The 24,685-nt window shown below is 73.0% G+C and carries 18 protein-coding genes; 10 read left to right on the top strand and 8 right to left on the bottom strand.

Annotation, left to right across the window (positions count from 1 at the left end; translation table 11 throughout):
* Positions 1-40 precede the first annotated feature (40 nt).
* Entirely contained in the window at positions 41-1,258 is a 1,218-nt protein-coding gene (locus tag AB0F29_RS14085) for an FAD-dependent monooxygenase (RefSeq protein WP_361871347.1), read from the top strand.
* Positions 1,259-1,338: 80 nt separating this feature from the next.
* Here the strand turns inward: AB0F29_RS14085 and AB0F29_RS14080 are convergent, their stop codons facing one another.
* The 6 genes from AB0F29_RS14080 to AB0F29_RS14055 all read right to left on the bottom strand — a co-directional run bounded on the left by AB0F29_RS14080 (position 1,339) and on the right by AB0F29_RS14055 (position 9,224).
* Positions 1,339-2,067 (bottom strand): ATP-binding cassette domain-containing protein, encoded by a 729-nt coding sequence (locus AB0F29_RS14080; protein WP_361871345.1) that lies wholly within the window; start codon positions 2,065-2,067, stop codon positions 1,339-1,341.
* Between the two features lie 10 nt (positions 2,068-2,077).
* A complete protein-coding gene (locus tag AB0F29_RS14075; protein WP_361871343.1) occupies positions 2,078-2,887 on the bottom strand; it encodes an ABC transporter ATP-binding protein in 810 nt (269 codons plus the stop codon).
* Complete coding sequence (locus AB0F29_RS14070; RefSeq protein WP_361871341.1) at positions 2,884-5,046, bottom strand: ABC transporter permease; 2,163 nt, start codon at positions 5,044-5,046, stop codon at positions 2,884-2,886. Before AB0F29_RS14070 ends, AB0F29_RS14075 begins: the two co-directional genes overlap by 4 nt.
* A gap of 1 nt (position 5,047) precedes the next feature.
* Positions 5,048-6,253, bottom strand: a complete 1,206-nt coding sequence (locus tag AB0F29_RS14065; protein WP_361871338.1) for an ABC transporter substrate-binding protein — start codon at positions 6,251-6,253, stop codon at positions 5,048-5,050.
* 137 nt (positions 6,254-6,390) lie between these two features.
* Positions 6,391-6,795 carry a roadblock/LC7 domain-containing protein gene (locus AB0F29_RS14060; protein ID WP_361871335.1) on the bottom strand — a complete coding sequence of 135 codons (405 nt, stop codon included), beginning with the start codon at positions 6,793-6,795 and terminating at the stop codon, positions 6,391-6,393.
* Positions 6,792-9,224 carry a nitrate- and nitrite sensing domain-containing protein gene (locus AB0F29_RS14055; RefSeq protein WP_361871333.1) on the bottom strand — a complete coding sequence of 811 codons (2,433 nt, stop codon included), beginning with the start codon at positions 9,222-9,224 and terminating at the stop codon, positions 6,792-6,794. The genes AB0F29_RS14060 and AB0F29_RS14055 overlap by 4 nt, the downstream gene beginning before the upstream one ends.
* 1,110 nt (positions 9,225-10,334) lie before the next feature.
* On the opposite strand from AB0F29_RS14055, the gene AB0F29_RS14050 reads away from it, so the two are divergent.
* From AB0F29_RS14050 to AB0F29_RS14030, 5 genes are all read left to right on the top strand, one after another.
* Positions 10,335-11,087, top strand: coding sequence for a response regulator transcription factor (locus tag AB0F29_RS14050; RefSeq protein ID WP_361871957.1), 753 nt, complete (start codon positions 10,335-10,337; stop codon positions 11,085-11,087).
* A gap of 81 nt (positions 11,088-11,168) precedes the next feature.
* On the top strand, positions 11,169-12,320 hold the full coding sequence (gene wecB / locus AB0F29_RS14045) for a UDP-N-acetylglucosamine 2-epimerase (non-hydrolyzing) (RefSeq protein WP_361871331.1): 1,152 nt from the start codon (positions 11,169-11,171) through the stop codon (positions 12,318-12,320).
* Between the two features lie 137 nt (positions 12,321-12,457).
* Positions 12,458-13,798, top strand: a complete 1,341-nt coding sequence (locus tag AB0F29_RS14040) for a glycosyltransferase (RefSeq protein WP_361871328.1) — start codon at positions 12,458-12,460, stop codon at positions 13,796-13,798.
* Between the two features lie 52 nt (positions 13,799-13,850).
* Complete coding sequence (locus AB0F29_RS14035; protein ID WP_361871325.1) at positions 13,851-15,050, top strand: PP2C family protein-serine/threonine phosphatase; 1,200 nt, start codon at positions 13,851-13,853, stop codon at positions 15,048-15,050.
* A 115-nt stretch (positions 15,051-15,165) separates the two neighbouring features.
* Complete coding sequence (locus AB0F29_RS14030) at positions 15,166-17,199, top strand: SpoIIE family protein phosphatase (protein WP_361871322.1); 2,034 nt, start codon at positions 15,166-15,168, stop codon at positions 17,197-17,199.
* 36 nt (positions 17,200-17,235) lie between these two features.
* Here the strand turns inward: AB0F29_RS14030 and AB0F29_RS14025 are convergent, their stop codons facing one another.
* Together AB0F29_RS14025 and AB0F29_RS14020 are read right to left on the bottom strand one after the other, a co-directional pair.
* Positions 17,236-17,610 carry a hypothetical protein gene (locus AB0F29_RS14025; RefSeq protein ID WP_361871320.1) on the bottom strand — a complete coding sequence of 125 codons (375 nt, stop codon included), beginning with the start codon at positions 17,608-17,610 and terminating at the stop codon, positions 17,236-17,238.
* A gap of 44 nt (positions 17,611-17,654) precedes the next feature.
* Entirely contained in the window at positions 17,655-17,810 is a 156-nt protein-coding gene (locus AB0F29_RS14020; RefSeq protein ID WP_161322245.1) for a hypothetical protein, read from the bottom strand.
* A gap of 305 nt (positions 17,811-18,115) precedes the next feature.
* On the opposite strand from AB0F29_RS14020, the gene AB0F29_RS14015 reads away from it, so the two are divergent.
* The 4 genes from AB0F29_RS14015 to AB0F29_RS14000 all read left to right on the top strand — a co-directional run bounded on the left by AB0F29_RS14015 (position 18,116) and on the right by AB0F29_RS14000 (position 24,657).
* Positions 18,116-19,252: a hypothetical protein gene (locus tag AB0F29_RS14015; RefSeq protein WP_361871317.1), complete on the top strand. Its 1,137-nt coding sequence runs from the start codon at positions 18,116-18,118 to the stop codon at positions 19,250-19,252.
* On the top strand, positions 19,239-19,892 hold the full coding sequence (locus AB0F29_RS14010; protein WP_361871314.1) for a hypothetical protein: 654 nt from the start codon (positions 19,239-19,241) through the stop codon (positions 19,890-19,892). Before AB0F29_RS14015 ends, AB0F29_RS14010 begins: the two co-directional genes overlap by 14 nt.
* Before the next feature lie 149 nt (positions 19,893-20,041).
* Complete coding sequence (locus tag AB0F29_RS14005; protein WP_361871312.1) at positions 20,042-20,647, top strand: RES family NAD+ phosphorylase; 606 nt, start codon at positions 20,042-20,044, stop codon at positions 20,645-20,647.
* Entirely contained in the window at positions 20,647-24,657 is a 4,011-nt protein-coding gene (locus tag AB0F29_RS14000) for a CHAT domain-containing protein (RefSeq protein ID WP_361871309.1), read from the top strand. The genes AB0F29_RS14005 and AB0F29_RS14000 overlap by 1 nt, the downstream gene beginning before the upstream one ends.
* Positions 24,658-24,685: the final 28 nt, after the last annotated feature.

The following is a 24,685-nucleotide window of genomic DNA, read 5'->3' as shown; positions in this document are numbered from 1 at the left end:
GACCGGAAGGCCGGAACGTCGAGTGAGTGGAGTGCCAGACATGCGTGGAGGCAGCGTCGCCGTGGTCGGCGGCAGCATAGCGGGGTGTGCCGCGGCCCTGGCCGCCTCGCGCGGCGGAGCCGAGCGGATCACCGTGCTGGAACGCGCCGGTGCCCGGCTCCGTGACAGAGGGGTGGGAATCGCCCTCCACAGCGACCGCTACGACGAGTTGAGGGAGGCCGGATACGTCGCCCCGGAGATGCCCTGGGCGCCGCTGACCCGGCGGGTGTGGAGCGTGCGGGACGGCGACGCCGAGCACGGCCGGGTCGTCGGCGAGCAGCCGTTCCCCTTCCGCGCCTACAGCTGGGGCTCCCTGTGGAGCGAACTGCGCCGCCGGGTGCCCGAGGGGGTCTCCTACCGGTCCGGCGCGGTGGTCACCGGGGTCGAGCCGGACGCCGACGGGGTGACGCTGCGCCTCGCGGACGGGCACCGGGAGCACTTCGACGTGGTGATCGGGGCGGACGGATACCGCTCCGTCGTCCGCGGGGCCATGTTTCCCGGCGCGGACGCCACGTACGCCGGATACATCGGATGGCGCGGCACGTCGCCCGATGTCGCCGGCCTCCCGTCGGACGGCCACGACGCGCACAACATCGTCTTCCCCGGCGGTCACTGCATGATCTACCGCATCCCGGACGGCGTCGGCGGACACCGGCTCAACTGGGTGCTCTACACCGCGCCCCCCGAGGCCGACGGCCTCCACCCCGACCTGCGGGCCCCCACCTCCCTCCCGCCGGGGCGGCTCGACTCCGAGCTCACCGCGCACCTGAGGGCCCTGGTCGCGGACAACTTCCCGCCGTACTGGGCGGCCAGGGTGCTCCGCACCCCGGCCGAGACCACCTTCATCCAGCCCATCTACGACCTGGAGGCGCCGCACTACACCTCGGGACGGATGGTGCTCGTCGGTGACGCCGCCAGCGTCGCCCGGCCGCACGTCGGCGGCGGCAGCGTGAAGGCGCTCCAGGACGCCACCGCCCTGGAGGCCGCCTGGACGGCCGGGGGCAGCTGGAAGGAGATCCTGGAGAGCTACGACGCCGGGCGCGGGCCCATCGGGTCGGCCATGGTCGCGCTCGCCCGCCGGATGGGCGCCGCGCAGGTCGAGCGGACACCCGACTGGTCCGCCATGGACCGGACCGCGTTCGACACGTGGTGGCAGGACCAGAACCAGGGCTCCGACCGGCGCAGCGGCTTCGGCGGTCACCGCCTGAAGGCCGAGTAGGCCTCCCGGGCGCGGGAAAGGGGAGGGATAGGGGCGGCCCTGTGCCGCGCCGCGCGCCGCGCCCCCTCCCCGTTCGCGTATCAGACCGCCGTCGGCGCCAGCTCCAGCGCCGCGTGCAGCGCGGTGCCGTCGGCGCGGGCGTCCGCGCCGTCCATGCGCAGCGTCGTCCGCCCCGAGGTGAGGACCGTGAGCGCCCCGGCGGACGCGACAGCCTGGGCGGGGCTGGGGGAGACCAGCAGGACGGCGATGCCCTCGGCCGCCAGCGTGGCCACCAAGTCGTGGACCTGCCGGACGAGCACCGGGGCGAGGCCCTCGGTCGGCTCGTCGAGGAGCAGCAGCCGCGGCGAACCGAGCAGGGCGCGGGCCAGCGCCAGCATCTGCTGCTCGCCGCCGGACAGCTCCGCACCCCGGTTGCCCCGGCGCTCGCCCAGCCGGGGCAGCAGCTCCGTCACGCGCGCGGGGGTCCACACGCTGGGCCGCTCCGTGTCACCCCGGCGCGGTGGACGGTACGACAGCCGCAGGTGCTCGTCGACGGTGAGCCCGGCGAACACCCGGCGGCCCTGCGGTACGAGCCCGATCCCGGCACGGGCGATCCGGTGCGCGGGCTGCCCGGTCACCTCGCGGCCGTCGAGGCGTACGGTTCCGGCGCTCGGGCGCATCAGTCCGGCGACGGTGTGGACGAGGGTGGTCTTGCCGGCGCCGTTGTGGCCGACGACGGCGTGGACGGTGCCGGCGGGGACCGACAGGTCGAGCCCGTGCAGCACGGTGCCGCCGTGGTAGCCCGCGGTCAGGCCGGTGAGTTCGAGCATCGGGCGTCGGTCATCCTCTCGCTGGTGCGGCGGCCGGGCCCGCCGTCGAGCCGGTGCCGTGGTACGCGTCGCGTACCTCGGGATGCGCCAGAACCTCCTGGGTCGGGCCGGTGACGAGCAGCTTCCCGGCGGCCAGCACCGTGACGGTGGACGCGACCTGGGCGACCACCTCGACGTGGTGCTCGACCAGGATGACCGCGACGTCCGGAGGCAGACCGTCCAGGATGGCGAGCAGCCGGCCGATGTCGTCGTCGGTCAGTCCGGCCGCCGGCTCGTCCAGGAGCAGCAGCCGGGGGTCACCGGCCAGCGCGGCGGCGAGGTCGAGCATGCGGCGCTGCCCGTGCGAGAGCGTGGACGCCGGCCGGTGGGCGAGGTCCGCGAGACCGACGGTCTCCAGACCTCGGGCAGCGGACTCGGTGTGCAGCCGGTAGCGGGACGGGCTGCGCCAGGCCCCACGGCGCTTCGGGTGGTGCGGCCAACCGGCCAGGACGATGTTGTCCAGCACCGACAACTCACCGATCACCGAAGGCTGTTGGAAGCTTCGGGCGATGCCGAGACGGCTGCGCCTGGCGGTCGGCGTCCGGGTGATGTCGGCGCCGTCCAGGGCGATCGTGCCGTGGTCGGGCCGGTCCGTGCCCGCGATGAGGTCGAGCAGAGTGGTCTTGCCGGCGCCGTTGGGACCGATGACGGCGTGCCGGGCACCCGCCGGGAGCCGCAGGCTGACGTCGTCGACGGCGGTGAGGGTGCCGTACCGGCGGGTGAGCCGGGTGAGGTCCAGTACGGGGGGTTCCGGCGCTGCCGCGGTCGGTGCTGGTGTCATGGGGAGACCTTCCCGGCGGGGTGGGGGGCGGGCGGCGACGGGGGCCGGCCCCCGGTCACGGGAGCCTCGGACGGCGGCCCGCTCCCGCCGCCGGACCCACCGCGCAGCCCCGCGAGGCCGCGCGGCAGCAGGTACACGGTGGCGACGAAGAGCACGCCGAGCAGCAGCGGCCCGTGGCCGGGCCAGGAACCGGCGACCCAGTCCCGGGTGGCGACGATGAGCCCGGCGCCCAGCAGGGCGCCGATCACGGACGTCGTACCGCCGATGACCACCGCCAGCAGAGCGAACGCCGCGATCTCGAACCCGACGTCGGCGGGGGCGAGATACTGCTGGACGGTCACCATCAGGGAACCGCCCACCCCGGCCAGCGCGCCCGCGCAGATGTGGGCCACCAACAGGTAGCGCCCCACGGGGTGCCCGGAGGCGCGCATCCGCGCCTCGGCACCCCGGGTGCCGGTCAGCAGCTTCCCCGCCGGGGAGCGCAGGACGAGCAGGGTGACGGAGACGGCGACGACGGCGACGACGAGCGCGTAGTTGTACAGCTGGCTCTCCTCCAGCATCTCCTCCCCGCCCCAGAGCGCCCGGGTGGCCGGGAAGCCGACGAGCCCGTCGGCGCCGCCGGTCACGGACTTGAGCTGGTTGACGACCGCGCCTGTCAGCTCGCCGATGGCGAGCGTGATCATCAGGACGGTCGTGCCGCGGGCCCGGATCACCGCCGGCCCCACCGCCGCGGCGAAGACGGCGGCGGCGAGCGCCGAGAGGACGAGCTGCACGGGCCCCACCGTCCACCCCGCTTCCGCGAGGTTCGCGGTGGCGTACGCCCCCACGGCGAACGGCGCGGTCTGCCCGAGGGTGGGCAGTCCCGCGTAGCCGGTCAGGATGGTGACACTGACCGCGAGCAGCCCCAGGGCCAGTGCGGAACCCGCCAGCGAGATGCTGTACGCGTCGAGCAGGGCCGGCAGGGAGATCAGCACCACGAGCAGGACGAGCAGCGGAGCCGCCTGGCGCCATGCGGCCCCGCCCGGCAGCCGTCCGATCCGGACCGGCACCCGGCTCGCGTGCTCGCGGGGCGCCGCGCCGGCCCGGACCGCCCCGGCCACCTTCGCGGTCCGGCCTGCTCCCGACGCCCCTGCTGTCCCTGCTGTGCCTGGCGCACTTGGCGCACTTGGCGCGCCTGGCGTACCTGGCGTACCGGGTGTCCTCGGTGTCCCGCGCGGTCGTCGTCGCAGACGTCCGGCGAGGTGGTTCCGGAGCCGGGCGACCGGGTCCGGTCCGGGGTCCTCGGGGCCGTGCCCCGCGGTCGGTTCCGTGAAACGGGAGCGCAGCACCAGCACCGCCGCCATCGCGGCGAAGAGCAGATACGGCGCCAGATCGGGAGCCAGCGAGACGCCCAGCGTCTGCACCTCGCCCACCGCGATCGCCGCGAAGAAGGTCGCCCACAGCGAGCGCAGCCCGCCGAGCACGACCACCACGAGGGAGAGCATCAGCACGTTCTCGGACGTACCGGGGCCGGGGCCGATGATCGGCGCCCCGAGCACGCCCGCCGCCCCGGCCAGCGCGCCGGCCGCCGCGAGGACGCCGGTGTGCACCGCCCGGGGGTTGCGTCCGGTGGCCGCGAGCATCTGTGGATCGTCGGCGGCCGCCCGCACCGCCGCGCCCATCCGGGTCCGGGTCAGCACCCAGGTCCCGAACGCCGCGAGCAGCACGGCCATGACGATGAAGCAGAGCCGGTAGGCCGGATAGCGGTGCCCCAGCAGCATCACCGAGGAGTCCAGCGCCTCGGGAACGCGCACGGGAAGTTCGTCCGCCCCGAAGAGCTGGATGAGCAGATCACCGCCGATCAGGGCGAGCCCGAACGTCAGCAGTGCCTGCGCCAGATGCCCACGCCGGGCGAGCGGAGCCGTCGCGGCGGAGAGCCCCGCCCCGGCGACGCACGCCGCCGCGGTTCCGGCGGCCAGGCCGAGGGCGAGACCGCCCCAGGTCCCGTCGCTCAGCTCGGCCCCCGTGTAGGCGCCGATCGCGTACAGCGTGCCGTGCGACAGATTCAGCACACCCGCCGTGCCGAAGGCGAGACTCAGGCCGGCGGCGACCACGAACAGCAGCAGCCCGAAGGCCACCCCGTCCACCGCCGGTATGAGGTGGGCATCGAGGAGATCCATGTCAGCTGCCGAGCGTCGCCAGGTCCTGGACCATGACGTTGGCCAACTGGGCCCCGTCCGGCCGCACCTGGCGCAGGTACCAGGTCTGCACCGGCGAGTGGGCCTTGTCGCCGAACTCCCAGGCGCCGCGCGGGCTGTCGATCTGGCCCAGACCCGCGATGGCCTTGTTGATGGTCTGCGACGTGACGTCGCCGTCCTTCGCCGCGTCGGCGATCGCCTTGTCCAGTACGGCGGCCGCGTCGTACGACGCCATCGCGTAGGTGGTGGGCTGCGTGTCGTGCTCCGCCGTCCAGTCGGCGGCGAACGTGCGGTTCGCCTCGTTGTCGAGGTCGGCCGCGTAGTTCAGGACCGAGTAGATGTCCTTCGCCGCCGCGCCCTGCGCCTGGAGCACGCTGCCCTCGGTCACGAAGGCCGTGTACAGCGGCAGATCGGCGATGTCCGACTGGGCGTACTGCTTGGCGAAGTCGATCGCGGCCTTGCCGGCGTAGAAGCAGTACACCGCCTCGGCGTCCGTCTTGGCGATCTCCGCGAAGTACGGCATGAAGTTGGTCGTCTTCGGGAACGGCGTCCAGGTGGTCTTGCCGTCCGGGTTGGCGAGCTTCCCCTTGATCCGCTTGAACTCATCGGTGAAACCGCGCAGTTCGTCGTGACCGCCCTGGTAGTCGGGGCCGATCGCGTAGACCGGCCCGTCGACCTTGTCCTTGATGTACGGGGCGATGGCCCGGCCCGGCTCGTCGGACAGGAAGCTGGTCGTCCAGACGTACTCGATGTCCTTGACCGGAGGCCGGGCGTTCGATCCCAGGAAGGGGATCCTGGCCTGCTGGATCAGCGGCAGGACCGCGTTGACCGAACCGCCGCCGACGAGGCCCGTCAGCACGTCGACCTTGTCCTTCTTGACGAGCTTGGTGGCCGCCGGCACGGCGGTCGGCGGGCCGTCGCCCTCGTCCGCCACGATCAGCTCGACCTTTCGGCCGCCCAGCTTGTTGCCATGGGTCTCCAGATACAGCTTGAAGCCGTCCCGCAGCTCCGTGCCGACCGGCTCGTAGGTGCCCGACAGGGAGGCCACCAGGCCGACCTTCACGGTGTCGTCGTCGGCGCCGCTGTCGCCGCTGCAACCGGTGACGGCCGCCAGGCCGAGGGCGAGGGCGGCAGCGCCGGCCGGCCGGAATCTGCGGCGGTGGGGGCGGGAAAGGGCGAAGGGGAACATGGGGCTCACATCACAGTCTCGGGGGCAGGGGTTTCGTGCGTGCCGGTCAGGACGGGTGCGGCGGATGGCCGCCACCGGTGGGAGTCCGGACCGGCGCGCAGTACGCGGTACGGGGGTGGAGACGCCCGTACCGGCGGTCAGTGGAGGGGCGGGAGGCTCGGATCGCGGAGCTGGGGAGAGAGCGAGTCGCCGACCTGGTTGATCAGTTCGGACATCATGTAGCTGACCTCGCCGATGTCCGCGTCCCTGGTCGTGGTGACGAGGAGCGAGGCACCGCTGGAGACGGCCATCGAGAACATGTAGCCGCCCTCCATCGCGGTCAGGCTGTGCTCCACGGGATCGGTGTTGGTCAACTGGGCAGCCGCGGACAGCAGGTTGACGACACCGGACGCGATGGCGGCCAGCCGCTCGGCGTCGTCGCGTTCCACACCGGTGTACGCGAGCGCGAGTCCGTCCACGGACACGGCTACCGCCTGGGTGACTTCCGGGAGGCGCCCGGCGAAATCGCTCAGGATCCAGCTCAGGTCGGAGGAGGTGGTCATTTCTCGGTCCGTTCGGTGGTGTCGTCCGGGGCGGAACGCCCCCGGTGGTTCGTGCTCCGGTTGATGCCCTGGGCGTACGCCGCCAGCACGTCGGAGACCTGTCGGGAGTCCCGGCGGCGGGGCGCCGGCCGCGGCGCGCCGGCCCCGGGGCGCTGTTCTGCACCCGTCCGCTTCCCCGCGGCGGGCCACTGCTGAGGCGCTCTGGGTTGCCGCAGGGGCAGCCCCGAGGAGCTGACGCCGGCGACGCGCGACACCGGCTCGTCGTGCACGGGGTGCGGCGCGGGCGTGGTGCCGTGGTCCCGCTCACGGATGGAGCCGGGGGGCCCGTCGTGGCCGGACGGGGTCTTCCGCTCGCCGCCTGCCGGGGCGCCGGCCCCGGCGGCGCCGACGCCCGCCCCGACCGGGGTGCTGTCGTGGCCGGGGCGCGCATGCGCGGTGGCCGGCTGCCGGTGGCCCCCCGGCCCCGGCGGTGTGATCGGCCGGGGCGTCTCGTAGCCGACATCGCTGCCGAGCGGGCCCGGCGTCGGAGCCCGGTCTTCCTTCAGGTCCAGTGCCAGCACCTTCGCGGGCAGCGTGACCTCGGCGATGGTGCCGGGGCCCGAGGAGTCGCGCAGTTCCACGACGATGCCGTGGCGCGCGGCGAGCCGTGCCACCACATGCAGCCCCATGGACCGTACGTCGCCGATGCCCGCCTGAGGTTCGAGCAGCGCGGTGTTGTGGACCGCGCGGCGTTCCGCCGGGATGCCCACGCCCTCGTCGACGATCTGCACGACGGCCCGGTCCCACAGCCGCCAGACGGCGACCCCGACCTGCTTGTCCGGGGGCGAGTAGCGGGTCGCGTTGTCGAGCAGCTCCGCCAGGATGTGCGCCACGTCGTGCACGGCGCGGGCGGTGATCCCGATCCCCGACTCGATCACGCCGAGGGAGACGCGGTCGAACCGCTCGATCTGCTGGGCGGCGGCCACGATGACGGTGGAGCAGCCCACATCGGCGGAGCGCACCCGGGCGTTCCCGTAACCGCCCAGCACCAGGAGGTTGTTGGTGTTGCGCTCCATGCGGATGGCGAGGTGGTCGAGAGCGAAGAGGGTCTTCATCCGCACGGGGTCGGCCTCGTCGCGCTGCACCGTGTCCAGCTCGGACACCATGACCGCGGTCAACCGTGCTCCCCGGCGTGCGACACCGACCAGCGTCTCCGCCAACTGCTCGTGGACATGGGCCTGTTGGGCGGCGAGGCGGACGGCCTCGTGGTGGACGGCGTTGAACGCCTCTCCGACCTCGCCGATCTCGTCCTCGCCCGTGGTGCTGACCGGGTCACCGGTCCGCCGGGCCACCTCCTCGGGCGTCGCGCCGCGCAGTGCGCCGGGCTGGGACAGCTCGCTCATCACTGCGGGCAGCCCGGAGTGGGCGACCTCGTGCGCGGCATTGCGCAGATCGCGCAGCCGCCGGATCATGACGCGGCCCAGGCGGACCGCCACGACGACCACACCGACCAGGGTCAGCACCACCAGCGCGACCTGCGCGCCGGCCGTCCAGATGAGAGTGGTGCGTACGTCGGAGATCTGGGCGAGGACGGCCGCGTCGACCCGCTTCTCCACCGAACGCAGCAACACCTGGCGGTCGTTGGCCGCCTTCTGCCATTCCTTCGGGGTGACCGTGATGTCCTTGCCGGTGCCCGTCCGCCCGATCTCGTCCTCAAGGCGCCGGGCCTCCAGCGCCTTCGCCCCGGAGAGGGTGCGCTCCAGCCAGGTCCGCCATTCGCCCGGCCCGAGGTCGAACATGGCGCCGGTCGACTCGGTGTAGCCCATCCGGCCGGCGTCGAAGGTCCGCTGCGAGGCGATGGTGAAGCCGCCCGCGGCCTGCGCCCTCGCGACGGTGACCTGCTGCTGTGCCGTGTGCTCCGCGGCCTCGGACAGGGCGGCGGCGGCGCGGATCCGGTCCGCGATGTCGGCGTCCACGCCGTCCGCCTGCGCGATGCCGTCGCGGTAGCTGTTGAGGTCGGCGATCACGATCCGATAGCCGAAGGCGAGGGCGGAGACAGTGCTGCTTCCCGAGCGCACCTGTGCGCGGAGGCCGGGCATCTCCTCGACGAAGCGCTCGATACGGTCCAGGGCGCCCCGCGCGCTGCCGGGAACCGCGGAGAGCCCCTTGGTCCGGCTGCGGAATCCGGCGATGCTCTCGTCGGTGGCGTTCGTACGCAACCGGAATGCCTCCGCGTCTCCCTGTTCGGAGATCAGGGCGGTGGCCGCCGCCCGCTCACGCTGTAATCGGTTGGTCAACTCGCTCGCTGCGTCCGCGACTTCGACCATCGAGGCCAGCCGGTCGGCCTGGAGCGCCTGGTTGGTCGCGGGGGCGAGTGCCAGGACCGAGAAGGCGACGGCCACGGTGAGCGGTGCGGTGACGAGGAGTACGAGGCGACGATTGATTTTCACTGCGCGGCTCCGTCGCCGGAACCGGGCTGGAGTATCGGTGACACGCGGATACCTGTACCTGTTGACGAATGGTGGGGGTGTCGGTGAGGGCGTGCTGGTGAGGGGAACGATGACGGTGGGGGGAGGCGTGCCGGTGGGGCAGGAGAGGCCCCGGGGCGCGCGGCATGATCCTATGCCGTAGTACACGCCGCCGGATGGGTGAATCAGCGAAAATTCTGCGCACCGGGCGCACGCAGGTGTTCGGACTTCGCCCTCAAGTAAGCACAAAACAAAGGTTCTTGACCGTGTCTGCGCGAACGCGGCCAAGGTGGTCTGTGCATCGCTGAATGCCGACATATGCCTGTGCGCAGTGTCAACGACATGCATTCCTGCGTGATAGTGGCGCCCGTGTACGCCGGGGAGATGGCAGAGAACGCCGCTGCATCGGTCGGCGCCCTGGTCACCGGAGCCGAGATCGCTCGGTTGGCCGGTGTCACCCGGGCGGCAGCCTCCAACTGCGGGTTCGTCCGGCCTCCTCGGCATCCACAGGGAGATCACCGCCCGGCAGCGGCGTGTCCGACGAGGTGCCGGCGGTAGCCGTCGGCGACAGCCCTTCCGCAGTCCGGGATGGTCGGCGGCCGCCTGGTCCAGGAGGGCCGACGCTCCAGACGCCAAGCGGAGAGCAGCGGCTCGATCAACTCCCCACGCGCGTCCGACAGATCACTCGGATACGCAAGCTGTCAGACCGGGCGTGGCCCGAAGCGGACGGCGAACCGCTCCTCCACGGGTCACTTCCCTCCGGCTTCACTGACCTCCCGCGCTCCTCCGGTCGGGGCCAGGAATGTGCCTCATCGCTGCTTTCCCCCAGCTGGCGCGGCACCCGGTAGGGCAGGCCCGGTCTCGTCGGCCGGCCGGACCGGAGCCCCACGCCCCGGGCAGCTTCGGGGCCTCGCGCCCTCACCCGATCGGCCGCGCCCGTCGCCCTGTCCCACGGGACCTCCCTGATCCTTGGAGCATGGAACGGAAGCCAGGGAGGGTACTCCGCCGTCCCCCGGCGGAAGGCCGGCGGCCGGTCGTGCGGCCAGACCCCTCCGGGACCGGTTCATGCCTTCGCGGGCGTGGCGGTGCGCGATGCCCAGGCTGCTGATCGTGGAGGACGACACCGCGTCGGTCCTGGCCCTGCGGGCGCTGCTCGTGCGGGGCGGGTACCTGGTGCTGTCGGCGGCCGACGGCCGTGAGGGGCTGCGGCTGCTGTTCGCGGAGCGGCCCGACCTGCTGCTCCTGGATCTGAGGGTGCCCGGGCTGGACGGCTGGCGGGTCTTGGCGCGCGCCCGGGACATGAGCGACTTGCCGATCCTGGTGCTTTCCGGGCTCGACGACGTCGGGCACCGGGTGCGGGCGTTGCGTGCGGGCGCCGACGACTACCTGGTCAAGCCGTACGACGGGGAGGAGCTGCTGGCAAGGGTCGAGGCCCTGCTGCGCCGTGCCGGGCACCGGCAGTGGACCGGTGAGCGCGTGGGGGAGCACTTGCGGCTCGTGCCGGAGCGGCGGGCCGTGGTGTGGTACGGCGGCGAGGTGCGGCTCAGTGACATCGAGTACCGGCTGCTGCAACTCCTCGTCCGCAACCGGGGCCGGGTCGTCACGACCAGGCAATTGCTGACGCGCGTGTGGGACGACGACTCGGCGCTGGATACCGACCGGGTCAAGTTCGGGGTGCTGCGGCTGCGCCGGAAGCTGCGCGATGCGGGCGGTTCGCAGGGGCGGGACCCCGTCGAGGCGGTGCGGGGCTTGGGATACCGGTTCGTGAGCGGCGAGTCGGACGAGCCGCCGGAGGCCGACAGTCCCCTCCCGCCGGGGCCGGAGGACCCAGGCCCAAGGTCCTGAAGTGGTTCGAATCGGACAAAGCAACCGTCGGGCAACCGATGGGCAACGGTTGCGACAACCGTGAACCGTAAAGCTCGGGTCATGACTTTTCCAGCAGATCGCAGTGTCGCCGTCGTCCTCGGTACCCGCCCCGAACTGGTCAAGCTCGCCGAACTCATCCGGCTGCTCGGCCCCGCCGCCCGGGTGGTCCACACCGGCCAGCACTACGACGACGACCTTTCCGGCGACTTCCTGGAGGAGCTGCGACTGCCCGGGCCCGAGTATCTGACCGGCGTGGGCGGGCAGCCGAGGGCCGTGCAGGTCGCGGCCGCCCTCGCCGCGCTCGACGAGCGGTTCGCGGCCGATCCGCCGCGCGTCGTCGTCGTCCAGGGTGACACCAACGCCGCCCTCTCCGGCGCCCTCGTCGCGAACGCCCGGTCGATTCCGCTGATCCACGTCGAGGCGGGGCTGCGCAGCCACGACCGGGCGATGCCAGAGGAGCACAACCGGGTGCTCGTCGACCGGCTGGCGGACGTGCTGTGCGCGGCGACCCCGCAGAACCGCGCCCTGCTGCTCGCCGAAGGGCTGGAGGAGGAGCGCGTCGCCGTGACCGGCAACACGGTCGTGGAGGCGGTCCGCGCCCATCTGCCGGCGCGGCGGGAAAGGACGGACCTTCTCGATCGTCTCGGCCTGGCGCCGGACGGCTACGTCCTGGCGACGGTCCACCGGCCGGAGAACACCGACGACCCGGCCGTGCTCGCGCGCCTTCTGCGCGAGCTGACCCGGATCACCCGCACCCATCCGGTCGTGCTGCCCCTGCACCCGCGCACCCGGGCCCGGATCGAGGCCGTCGGACTGCTGCCGCTCCTCGACGAACTGACGGTGATCGCCCCGACCGGTTACAGCACGTTCCTCGCGCTGGCCCGGCACGCCGCCGTCATCGTCTCCGACTCCGGCGGGATCCAGGAGGAGACGACCGTCCTCGGCCGCCCGCTGGTGGTGGTCCGACGGTCCACCGAACGCCCCGAGGCGCTGATCGACTTCGCCGATCTCGTCGAGCCCGGCCCCGGTACCGGTGCGGCGGTGCGCCGCCGCCTCGCCGAGGGCCCGGAGGGACTGCGCCGGCTGGCGGCACTGCCCAGCCCGTTCGGTGACGGCACCGCCTCGCGCCGTATCGCGGACCTGATCGCCGGAATGATGCCGGTCGGCACCCCGCCCACGGCCGCCCCCGCCCCTGTGACGGCCGACGTCTGACCAGCGACGGGGCGCCCGGCCGCCCCGCCTCGCACCCGCCCCACCCAGGAGCAGCCGACGGTCCCGCTCCCACACGCTCGCCCACGTGACGCCGAGCGGAAGCCAACCGCCCGCTACCGATCCCGTGGAGGGTTCACATGATCCCCGAGTTCCTTCTCTACCTGTTCCCTTTCCTTCTTCTCGGCGGCTTCCTGCTCTACTGGGCCGGCTCCCGGCACGCCTACGCCCGTAGCGGTCCCACCGAGCCCGGTGATCCCGCCGCGCACGACTGGCACTTCTTCGTTCCGGCCCGGGACGAGGAAGCCGTGATCGCGACCACGGTCATCCGTCTGCGGACCGATTTCCCGTCCGCCCACGTCTGGGTCATCGACGACGCCGGCGACGACCGCACCGGCGAGATCGTGGCGGCCCTCGCCGCCGAGGACAGCTATGTCCGGCTCGTCTCCCGCCGCCGCCCCGACGCCCGCATCGGGAAGGGGGCCGCGCTCAACGCCGCGTACGAGGCGATGAACACCCACCTGGGTGAGGTGGACCGCTCCCGGGTCGTCGTGTGCGTGGTCGACGCCGACGGCCGGCTGTCACCGGACGCTGCGGCGTACGTCAGTGGCCCGGACGGTTTCGGGGACCCGGAGACGGGGGGCGTACAGATCGGGGTACGTATGCGGAACGTGGACGACGAACGCCCGCTGCCCGACCGCGGCCGGCTCGCCAACGCCTACGCGCGTCTGCTGGTCCGGATGCAGGACGCGGAATTCGCCGTCTCCAACACCGGAATGCAGCTGCTGCGCCGCCGGACCGGATCGGTCGGCCTGGGCGGCAACGGCCAGTTCACCCGCCTTGCCGCCCTCGACCGGATCGCCGCCGCTGAACGCCGCCCCTGGAAGCAGGACGCCCTCCTGGAGGACTACGAGCTCGGCATGCAGATGCGCCTGGCGGGCTACCGCGTCACCCATGTCGCCGACACCTGGGTGTCGCAGGAGGCCCTGCCGTACACCCGGCGGTTCCTGACCCAGCGCACCCGGTGGGCCCAGGGCAACATCCAGTGCGTGCGGTACGCGGGCCGGATCATCGGCTCGCGCCACTACCGCGCCCGCGGTGTCCTCGAATCGCTCTACACGTTCTTCCAGCCGATCGCCCACCTCACGGTCCTCGTGCTGACCGCGTTCCTGTTGTTCGTTCTCGCCACCGGCGTCGGGGGCGCCGTGCTGCTGGCCGCGTGGCCGCTCGCGCTGGCGCTGGGCATCCTGTCGGTCGTGCCCTTCCTGCTGTGGGGCCCGGTCTACCGGCGGGAGTTCGCCCCCGACCGCTCACGCGCGACCGGTCTGGTGTGGGGCATCACCCTGTGGCTGTACGCCTACCACCTGTTCATCGTCTCGGCCCGCGGCTCCGTACGCCTCCTGCGCGGCAGGACCGGCTGGGCCAAGACCCGACGCAACGCCGAGACGGCCACAACCGGACCCACCGCGACCGAAGTCTGACCCGAAGCCGAACGCATGTCCGACTCCTGAGATCCGCATCGGAGGAACGGTGATGACACAGACCCGTATGCCAACCCCGCGGTGGGCCGACGGCGCCTGCGTGTGCGCCCTGCTCGCCGTCGCCCTGGCCGATGTGATCCTGGGACCGAAGACGACCCTCCTCGGCCTCTTCGCGGCGGCACCGGCCGTGGCGGCCGCCCGGAACACGCCACGCGCCGTGGTCGGCACCGGGCTTCTCGCCGCCGCTGTGGCTGCCGCTCTCGCCCACCGACACCACTCGCTCGGCTCACCCGGGGGGATCCTTCCGCTGCTGGCCCTGGGCCTCGTCACCGCGTTCTCCGCCAGGGCGGCCCGCACCAGAACCCGCCGCGAACGCCAGCTCACGCAGATGCGCGACATCGCCGCAACCGCACAGGAGGCCATCATCGGTCCGGTGCCCGCCGCCTCCGGACCCGCGCGCATCGCGGCGTCCTACGAATCCGCCGCGGACGCCGCACGGATCGGCGGCGACTTCTACGACGTGACCCCGGTCCGCGACGGCGTACGCGTGGTGATCGGGGACGTTCAGGGCAAGGGGCTGAGCGCCGTCCACACGGCGGCCACCGTCCTGGCCGCCTTCCGCGAGAGCGCACCGGTCGCCTCCAGCCTGGAGACGGTGGGACTCAAGATGTCCTGCGCCCTGACCCGGCACGACGCCGACGACCGGTTCGTCACCGCCGTACTCGCGGAGCTGTCCGACGACGGCAGGCTGTCACTTCTCAACTACGGCCACCCCGCACCGCTGGTCCTCCCCGCCCCCGGCGGCATAGCCCGGGCGGAACCCGACCGGCCCGGCATGCCCCTGGGCCTGGACGCGGTGGGTCCCTGCAGGCCGGGGCACCACGACCGCACGCTCTCCCCCGGAGACCGGGTCCTGTTCCACACCGATGGCCTCGACGAGGCCCGCGACGCAGCCGGACGTTTCTACCCACTCAGCACGCGTGCGGAACTCCTGAGGGACGACACCCTGGCAACCGGACTGGAACACCTGCGCACCGACGTGCACCAGCACACCGCGCCCACGTCCCCGCCGGACGACTCCGCACTCCTGCTGCTCGAATACGCCGGCCACTCCCGTGCGCTGACCCTGGCGCCGCCGCGCCCCGCCCACGGCGCCGCCGATCCGGGATGCGAGAAGTGCGCCGTCACCAACTGTCCGATACCCGCCGAGCTGCGCCCCTACAACCCGCGGGGACGGCCACCCGAACCATAACCGCACGGTGCGGTCCGAGAGGGGGGATCAGCTGATCCGATCCGCACATGCCCAAGGCTCGACAGCGGGGGATCATCGGTGTGGGGCGATCAGCAGGTCAGGAAGGGGCGACCCGGTGTCCGTATTCGAGAGCTTCGAGGAGGCCGACGTCGCCGCCGCGCTCCTGACCGGGCCCCGGCACCGGCTGGTGCAGCACAACCGGGCCTTCGGGGAACTGTTCGGTTTCTGGCGAGACGGTCAGGAGGCCGGTGTCGCCCTGGCCGGAGCAGGGCTGCGCCCGGTGCTCCGCGCACTGGACCGGGCCGGGACCGACCGCTCCCCGGCGTTGCTCGACGCCAGCGGGGTCACCGCCCACGGGCCGCCCGGGCACCGCTTCTGGGTGGTGAGCTGCCTGCCGGTGACCTCCCCGCACGGGGCCTCCGTGCTGATGCTGGCGCTCAAGGTGCCGGAAGAACCGGGGAGCGCTGCCGTGATCCCGGCGGTCACCACGGATCACGGCGCGGACCTGGCGCGCTACGAGGCCCTGCACTCCGCCGTGCCGCAGGTGGTCTGGCGGATGACCCCGCAGGGCGACGTCTCGGCCCTCGTCGGCAGCCTCGGAGACACGGGGGGCGGCCTGTGGCATCCCAGGCAGAGCGGTCTCTCCTGGATGGACGCCGTCCACCCGAAGGACCGTTCCTGGTTCGCCGGGCAGTGGGCCGCCACGGCCCGGGGCGACGCGCTGCTCGACGCCGTGGTGCGGATCCGGCGCGCCGGGGACTCCGCCGGCTACCGGCACGTCAAGGTCATCGCCGTGCCCGTCCTCCGCCACGGCGAGCTCCAGGAGTGGATCGGCACCGTGGCGGACGCCGAGGTCCAATGGCGCCGGCAGACCCGTGACCGGCTGCTGAAGCGTACCGCGGCAGCCGCCTCCGCCCCCGACCTGCCAGAAGCCTTCGCCACCACCGCCTGTGCCGTGGTGCCCGATCTCGTCGACGCCTTCGTCGTGTTCCAGCTGAGGTACCCCGAGCACACCCGGTCCGGCGGCGAGGCCCTCCGCGCCACCAGGGCACAGACGGCGCTCGCCACCGGAGTACCGCGCCTCCCGCCGATCGCGGACGACTTCACGCTCGGCGCTCTGGCGGAGACAGTGATCGACAGCCGGCGGACGGAGCTGGTGACCTTCCCACCCGGCGAGCCGCCGAAAGCCCTGATGTCGGGGCCGTCCGCCGACTGGATGGTCCAGGCCCGCGCCACCAGCCTGGCCATCGTGCCCGTCGTCCTCGACGAACAGACCGTGGCGCTGGCCGCGGCAGCCACGTGCCTCGGCAACCCACCGCCCGACGACGCCGAGCTCGGCCTGCTCGAAGAAGTCCTTTACAGCGTGCGCGACCCGCTGCGCCGCGCTCTGGAGCTGCAGAGCGTCCGCCACACCGCCCTGGTCCTCCAGCGGTCCTTCCTCACCACACCTCCCCACGTCGACGGCGCGGAACTGGCCGCCGTCTACCAGCCCGCCAGCACGACGGCGGAGATCGGCGGTGACTGGTACGACGCGATCGTCGTACCAGGCGGAGCCGTAGCGCTCTCCATCGGCGACGTCGCCGGTCACGATCTCGACGCGGCGACGCAGATGACCAAGGCCAGCAGCATGCTCAGAGCCCTGGCCTACGCCGACGGCCCGGCGGGCCCCGCGCACACACTCAGCCGACTCGACCACGTGCTCCAGGGGGTCAGTACCGCCCCACTCGTCACAGCGCTGCACATCGTGCTCCGCCCGACCGGAGACCGGGCCTGGAGCGTCACACTGTCGAACGCGGGACACCCGCCGCCGCTGCTGATCCCAGCCGATGGCCCGCCCCGCTATCTGTACGGCTCCCTCACACCCGATCCGCCCCTGTGCGTCGCACCGGATGTGGAGCGCCACCACGCGCACCACGAACTCGCCGAAGGCGGCACCTTGCTGCTCTACACCGACGGACTGATCGAAGTGGCAGGCACCGACATCTCCGACGGCATGCGGCACCTCGCCGACCAGGCCACCACCCTTGCCCGCGACCCCGGCATGCCCCTCACCGACCTCGTCAACACGCTGCTCCCCCCGCCCCACGAGCGAGCCGACGATGTCGCCATTCTCGCATTCCGCACCGGAAGCCACCGGCGTCGGGCGTAGTCGTACGGCCCCTGGGCCCGGAGAGTCGCGGTGCCTTCAGCGGACCTCCAGACCGACGTCGGCGGAACGCAGTTGTTCGACCACGGACGTCACCTTCTGCCTGCTCTCGTTGAGGGAGTACGTGTACCTGAGGCCTCGCCAGGCGCGACCCAGCGGCGTCGAGCCCAATGCGGCCAACTGGATCTCGCGGACGTCCGTCCGGTCCGTGATGTATATCTGGACCAGCCAGCCGCCGAAGAATGTCTTGAGCGCGGCGAAGGCATCGAAATCCGTTCTCTCGTCGAACGGGTTGTCACTTGCCTGTACGGCGCCGAATTCGACCTTTCGCGAGGTCTGGAGGGTCGTACTGAAGGTCTTCTTGACCTGTTCGACGCTGAGGGTGGTGCGGAGCTGAATGACTTCTGTCGCCATATGCCGTTCCTTCGCTGGAAGCCGTCTTCTGTACCCCTTGTCCGCTACTTTCCGTCGACCACACGGCGGGCGCGGTTACCGAGGGAGCTGCTTTCTCTGTACAGGGTCATGACGAGTTTCAGATCCTGTTCCTTGAGCGAACCGAGGCCCAGTTGCTCGGCCTTGACGAGTGCTGCCTCGTACTGCTGCTTGGTAGCCATGTTTTCCCCTGGTGACTGGTGTCCGGTGCCCCGTCACGGACGGACCGGAGGGTCAGCGTGGCACGCGGGTGGCCGGCGCGGAGCCGATGGACGGAAAGTGACCGGACAAGCACCGGGAAATACCCGGTTCGTGTCCACGTGCTTCCGAGGGGGAGGCGTTCGTGCGGCCGGTGACGCCGCATGCGTATTTCTTCTACGACTCTCTTCAGTGATCTTCTTCTGCGGTCGCAGGTGATTTTCGCATCGCCGCGGTGAGCTTCACGGAATCGGTTGTGGCCTCTCCCGGACGGTGCCATCCTTCCGGCATGCCTGAAAGCGCGCTGCCGGATCACGCCGCGATCCTGCGAGAGTTACGCCTGATCCGGCCGGTCGGCGTCATGCGGTTGAGAGGGCTGCAACTGCCCTCGCTCGACCGGCTCGCCGCCGCTCCGGGAACGCCCAGGACCGGCCCCCGGGTGGAAGCGGTCGAACAGCTGCTGCGGTTCGCCGTGGAGTCGATGGACGCGGGAAGTCTCCGGGAAGCCGCTGCGTACAGCCTCGGTCTGGCCAGGGGCACCCGCGACCTGCCCTCGGTCGAGCGGCGCCGCAGAGCGGCCGCCCTGTACGGCATCACCGTCGATCACTTCCGCAAGCACCAGGAGCTCGCGGTGCTCGGCGAGGTCGCCGAGCAGGTCGTCCGGCTGAGCGGTGCGCCCGCCGCGGTGGTGCCCGGAGCCCCCGACGCGGCCCGGCGGCGGCCGCTGTCCTCCGGCCACCGGACACTGCCGGTGGTGGTCCTGGGGCGCCCCTCGTCGATCACCCTGCACGTGCATCCGGTCGATCTGCTGCGGGACGTGGACGTGGTCGTCTCGCCGACCAACACCTTCCTGTCCCTGCCGGAGGTCTACAAGTCCTCCGTGTCCGCCTCGCTGCGCCGTGCGGGCGCGCTGCGCGACTGCGCCGGAGGCCTGGTCGAGGACCGGGTCCACGACGAGGTGCGGGACTGGGTCGTACGGCACGCGGCTCCCGGCCGGTCCGTCCTACCGGGCACCGTGGCGCCCACGAGCGCGGGTGCGCTGGCCGAGCAGGGGATCCGGCGCATCTACCACGCGGCGATCGCGGTGCCCCGGCCAGGATCCAACGACTACGACGTCCAGCCCGACGATGTCACCCGCTCTGCCGCCCGTGCCCTGTCACTGCTGGCCGCGGAGCGCGACGCGTTCGATCCGCCGCTGCGCTCCATATGCTTCGCCCTCCTGGGCTCGGGCCGCGGTGGGCTGAGCCACGAGGCGAGCCTGCGCGCGGTCTGGGCGGCGGTCGAGGCCGAACTGGCGCGCGGCTCGCGGGACGAGATCCACCTGGTGGTGCGCCATCCCTCCCGCGCCGACCTCGTCGAACGAATGCTGGCCCCGTACGAGGACCGTCGCGCCGACCGGACGGAGTCCTCCCGTGGCACCCGCTGACGACGCGGCCCTGAGCGGCCTGGCCCGCGCGGCCGCCGACTGGGACCGGCTGGACGGCGGCCTCGACTCGCGGGCGCGGGCCCGGCTCGTCGCCCGCCTGCGCGACTTCCGCGCTGCCGTATCCGGTACGGAGCGCCGGGCGGAGGCGGCAGAGGCGGTGCTGCGGCTGCTGGACGAGGCCGAGGGGGGCGCGGGCTCCCGACTGGCCGGGGCGGCGGTCGCGCCCGACGGATTCACCGCGGAGGATCTGGCCGTCCTGGTGCTCGACGGCCACCGCATGGTGGGTCCCGTACTCGGTGCCGTACGGGAACGGCTGCTCGCCGCACCCGCGCTCACCGCCCCCCGCGGGTCATCCGGCCCCGGCGATCCGTACGACGCCCGGCTCATCCGGCTGCGGGCCGCGGGCGGCAGGATCACCCTGCCCGCGTTCCAGTTCCGCGGTCCGACGGACGCCTGGTCGGCGGTGCTGAGCGTGAACGAGCTCCTGGACGCCCCGCGCGACCCCTGGGGCGCCGCCGACTGGTGGCTTTCGCCCAACGCCTGGCTCGGGACCGCCCCCGCATCCCTGCTCGGCAGCGGGCGGGATGCCGAACTGACCGACGCGGCCTCCTACCTGGTGGAACCCGCGGACCTCCCGTGACCCGCACGGGTCCTGCCCGCGCCCCTGGTCCCGCTTCCTCCGACCCATCACTTCTCGAACCGCCCGCGCCGGCCGACGGTGCAGAGAGCAGACGTGACACCGTGGTGAACACCCGGCCGCCCGGAGCCCTTCCCGGCACACCCGGCAGAGTGACACTGGCCGAAGGCACCGGCCTCTACCGGCTGCACGCCGCGCACCGGCCCGCCGGCTCCTTCAACCCGGTGCCGGCCCACCCCTTCTACGGCGGGGGGCGCTTCGACGCGACCGACCACGACCCGTACGGCTACGCGTACACCGGGCTGACCGCGGCCTCGGCGGTCTGCGAGTCCCTGCTGCGGTCGGTGCCTTTCGACGGTGCCGACACCCCTCGGCTGCTGCCGCGCAGCGCCCTGCGCGGACGACGCCTGTCGTTCCTGCGCCTGACCGTCGACGTCACCCTCGTACCCTTGCTGTCCGGACGGGATCTGGCGGCCGTCGCGCAGGACACCTGGCTCACCCAGACCGAAGCCGCCCACTACCCCTTCACCCGGCACTGGGGGCACTGGATCCGGGAGAACACCGCACCCTGGGCCCAGGGGTTTCTCTGGCCGTCGAAGCGTGAACCCGCCGACCACGTGGCGGTGCTGTTCGAGGACCGGTGCCCCGCCGGCGTACTGGAGGAGGCCGGCGTGCCGCCCGTCGACTTCGAGGCGCCCGACGGTGAGGAGTGGCTCAACACCCTGCTGGAACCCTATCTGGCGCGGGTGGCGCCGTGATGCCCCCGGCCGGGGCCCCGTCCGGGCAGGAGGGCGAGGGGGTGCTGGACCCGGACGTGCTCAGCGACGGTGAACTCGCAGCCGAGCGGGACGAGCTGGCGGCCTTCACCGTCCAGCTCGACCCCGACGAGCTGTGGGACGCGTGGGTGACCGTGGGCTGGTGGAGCTTCCTGCTCCACGACCGCCGCGAGGACCCCGAGGACCTGCGGCTCGCCGTGGACGCCCTGGACACCGCCTTCGCGCTGCCCGTGCCGGGACCCGGCCCCGGCGACGAGAGGTACGACGCGGCGCTGGAGCTGAGGGCCGATGCCGCCGTGCTCCGCAGTGATGCGGCTCCGGAGGACCGGCACCTGCTCGCCGAGGCCGTCACCCTCCTGCGGTCCCGCCTCGACGGGCCCGGCGCCGACCGGGCGGCCCCCGGCGAACAGGCGCTGGCACACGTGCAGCTCGCCGGCCTCCACCTGCGGCTGTCCCACATCCCGGACGACTGGTCCGAAGCACCCGCGGCCCAGGTCGCCGCCCGGCACTATGCGTCCGCCCTGGCCCTCCAGGAGGTCGGCAGCCCGGACGTCGCCCACCTCCGGGAGCGTCGAGCCGCCGCCCTGCTGCGCTTCGGCCGGGGCACCGGCCACCAGGTGGCCCTGGAGGAGTCGCTGAGGGAGTTCGCACGTGCCGTCGCCGCCGCCCGAGCGGTCGGTGACGAGGAACTCGACCGGCAGCTCTGGGAGACCGGTGTCGAGATGGCCTTCGGCCGCTGCCTGCTGTGGGGCCGGTGGCAGGACGCGACACAACCGGCTCTGGCCGAGGAGCAGTTGAACACCCTGCTGGCGGCACCGGGCGCACTGGACGCCATCGCGCCCAGCTATCTGGACGCCTTCGGCCGCATCCTCCACGAGCGGGCCGCCGAACAGGACGACGACCCCGCGCGCGACCGGGCCATCGCCCTGCTGCACCGTGCCGTCCAGGACTGGCGGCCCGAGGAGGACGGTGAGGTGGAGGCGGCCGCCGCGGCCCTGACGATGTTCCAGTTCGCCCGCTACGTCACCGACGGGGACCCGGACCGGCTTCCCGGGGTCGTCCTGGGGGCGCAGACGCTGATCGACGGGGGGACGACGCACGGGGACGCGCTGCGCCAGGCCCGCGTGGCACTCGGCACGGCCCGCTCCGAACTGGCGCGGCTCGGCCTCGCCGCACCTGATCCGGAGGCGGCGGCGGACGCGGCCCGCGCCGCCCACGAACTCTCCGGCGCCTACATCGACGGTCGGCTCCCGGGATTCGACGAGTCGTCCCTGAGCGCCTCCGTCCGGGACGTGACCGGCTCCCACCGCATCGACCAGGCATTCGACCGGCTCTACGCCGACTGGCTGGCACTCGAGGACGCCGGGCAGGCCGCACTCGTCGCCGGGCAGATCCTCCTCGACTTCCCCAAGTGGGACCCGCACGGGAGACATGTCACCGAGGAGCAGGTCGACCGTCTCTTCCGCTCGGCGGTCACCGCCAGGACCGACGCCGGCTGGCAGGTGGCGATGCACAGCATGGTCTCCCTCATCCGGAGCACCGGCGCCGCGGCGGCCGGGGGTATCGGTGTGCACGAGGCGGCGAAGTACGCCGCCCGGGCCGGCGAACTCGCGGGCGACAGCCAGGACGTACGCGACATGGCGGACTTCGTCCGCGCCTACACGGCGATGCTGCGAGGACAACTGGTCGGCGGCGCGGACGATGTCGAGACCACGGTGACGCTCTGGCGGCGCATCCGGGACGGCGGGCTGTTCACCCCGTACCAACGCCTCCTCTTCGACGGGCAGTTCGGCGGGTTCGAGGCGATGCGCGCGGTGGCGCGCGGCGACCTCGCCCAGGCCGACCGGAGCATCGGCACGATGGCCGGCGCCTACCGCGGGATGCGGGACGAGGACATCTCCCGCATCGAGATGTGGACCCTGCTGGAGCAGGCGCGGCAGCTTCGGAACATGCTCGCCGGGAGCGTCGGAGCACCCACGCTGGGTGCCGTGGCGGGGCGGCCGGACACGCCCGCCCTGCGCATCGCCGCCGAGCGCCTGCCGCACGGCCACCGCGCTCATGTTCTCGGGGAGAACGGGATCGTGCGGAGCGCGGACGCCACCGCGGCGCGAGATGCACGGGCGTTGACGGAGGCCACGGATCTGCTCGTCGAGGCCATGGAGCTGAGCGACGAGGGCGGTGACACCTGGCTCCGGTACGCTCACGCGCTCGCCCAGGCCGACTGCGTACGCGCCCTGTTGGAACAGAGCCGCGCCCCGCTCGACCGGGGCATCGCCGTCATGGAGCGGGCCCGCCGCCACCTGCCCGGACCCGAGCACCGCCTGTGGGGCACCACGGGCCTGTCCCTGGGCACGGCCTACCGGCAGCGTGCCTCCCTGCGCGGCCCTGCCGCCGCCGAGGACCGGCGGGCCGCGCGCCGGGTGGGACTGGAGGCGTTGCGCGGCCACACCTGGGCGGCCCTCCTCCAGTCCGGTACGGACCACGCGGCCGAGGCGGCGTCCAAAGCGGTCGACGCGGCACTGGACGTGGCCGACTGGTGCCTGGAGGACGGCATGCCGCACGAGGCGGTCAGGGCTGTCGACTCCTGCCGCGCCCTGCTGCTCCACGCGTCGATCACCTCCCGGTCGGTCCCGGAGCGGCTGGAGGCGGCGGGCCGCGCGGACCTCGCCGGGCCCTGGCGGACCGCGAGCACGCAGGAGACCTCGGTGCCCGGTGCGCCGGACGGCCCCGGAGGCGTCCCCAGCGACCTGCGCCGCCGCGTGCTGGAAGTGCTCGCCGCCACGGGCGCCACCGGCCGTTCCGACAGTGGCGCTCCCGGACTTCTGGACCCACCGGAACCCGCCGAGATCGCCGCCGCGCTCAGGGCGACCGGATCGGACGCCCTGGCCTATCTGCTGCCCGCCCGCGAAGACCGCCGGGGCTGCGCCCTCCTCGTCACGGCCGACGGGCGCACCCACGTGCTGCCGCTGCCGCTGCTGCGAGAGGAGGCCGGCCCGATCCGGGACTACCGCCCCGGGGCCGGGGGCCGCGACATGGGGCCCGCGGTACCCGGCGGCCCGCGCCCTTCGGCCGTCCCGCTGCGCGAACAGCTCGACCGGCTCTGTTCCTGGGCCTGGTTCGCGGCGACGGAACCCCTGCTGGCGGCGCTGGGCGCCCCCGACCGGGAGCCCACGATCGTCCTCGCCCCGTTGGGCGCGCTCGGCGTGGTGCCCTGGCACGCCGCGTGGGAGCCGGGCATCGGGGGCACCCGGCGGTACGCGGTGGAGGCCGGGGCGTTCTCGTACACGGCCTCGGCCCGGATGCTCTGCGACGTGGCTTCCCGGCCGGCCGCGCCGCACACGGGCGCGGCGCTCTTGGTCGGCAACCCCACCGGGGATCTGCGGGCTGCGGGTGACGAGGCGCGCGCGGTGCACGAGGCGTTCTACCCCGCGGGCCGGTTCCGCTCCGAGGACGCCACACCGGAGGCGGTGCTCGACTGGCTGCGACGTCCCGAGAGCGCCGGCGGGGTCCTGCATCTGGCCTGCCACGGTTCGGTGGCGGAGCACCGCCGGCTCAGCGCCTTCCTCTCGCTCGCCGGCGGGCGGCTCGCCGCGGAGAGCCTGACGGAGGCGGGGGCCGGAGCGCGCGGGGCGAGGGACGGATTCCTGGAACTCGTGGTCCTCGCCGCGTGCCGCAGCCAGGTGTCCGGGCGCGGCCCCGATGAGGCGTACAGCCTGTCCACCGCCTTCCTGGTGGCGGGGGCCAACTCGGTGGTCGGTTCGCTCTGGCCGGTCCCGGACGACGCCACGTCGGTGCTGATGTTCATGACGCACCACTTTCTGCGGCGGACCGGCCGGTCACCGGGGCGCGCGCTGCGCCGGGCCCAGTTGTGGATGCTGGACCCCGCGCGGGTGGTGCCGGAGGGGATGCCGAGGGCGCTGCGGCGCTGGTCCGCGGCCATGGACCCCGACGACCTGTCGGGGTGGGCCGGTTTCACTCACCTGGGACGGTGACGGGGGCGCGGCACCCCCGTGTCCGCGC

This window comes from Streptomyces sp. NPDC026589, assembly GCF_040638385.1.
In the GTDB taxonomy this organism is placed as follows: Bacteria; Actinomycetota; Actinomycetes; order Streptomycetales; family Streptomycetaceae; genus Streptomyces.
The sequence above is the reverse complement of the archived record's forward strand: the minus strand, read 5'-3'. Positions and strand labels throughout refer to the sequence as shown.